Below are 608 nucleotides of genomic sequence, written 5' to 3' on the forward strand. Positions count from 1 at the left end.
GGGCTCGCCGATCGTCTTCGCCAATCCGGCGTTCCTTGCATCGACCGGGTACGCCTGGGAAGAGGTGAGCGGCCGAACCCTCGGCGCGGTGCTAAATGCCTCGTCGGCTGCCGAGGTCCTGACCGACGGCGCGATCGATACCGGCGAGGTCACCGAATCCGAACTCTTGGCCCACCGCAAGGACGGAACCCCATTCTGGTGCGCCGTCTCGGTCGAGGTGATGCGCGACGGCGAACGCGACGACAGCCGCGGTCCGACCCACCTCGCCGCAGTCTGCGCCGACGTCACCGAACGGCGGCGCCTCGAGGAGCAGTTCCGGCGCATGCAGAAGATGGAGGCGCTAGGGCAACTGGCCGGTGGTGTCGCCCACGACTTCAACAACCTCCTCTTCGTCATCAACGCCTATTCGCAGCAACTTGCCGACGACAGCACCCTCTCGGGAGCGGCTCATGAGGCTGCCGAAGCGATCCGCGAATGCGGCGATCGTGGCACCGCCCTCACCAGGCAACTCCTTCTCTTCAGCCGCAACGAATTCGTGCCGCCCAGCCGGATCGACGTGAACGAGACGCTGCGCGACATCGAGCGGATGATGCGCCGACTCATTCGCT

The 608-nt window shown here is 66.0% G+C and carries 1 protein-coding gene; it reads left to right on the forward strand.

Annotated features, from left to right (window positions below):
* A partial coding sequence (locus JNK74_29430; GenBank protein MBL7650296.1) for a PAS domain-containing protein occupies nt 1-608 on the forward strand: 608 nt, incomplete at both ends.

The organism is Candidatus Hydrogenedentota bacterium (assembly GCA_016791475.1).
Taxonomy (GTDB): Bacteria; Hydrogenedentota; Hydrogenedentia; order Hydrogenedentales; family JAEUWI01; genus JAEUWI01.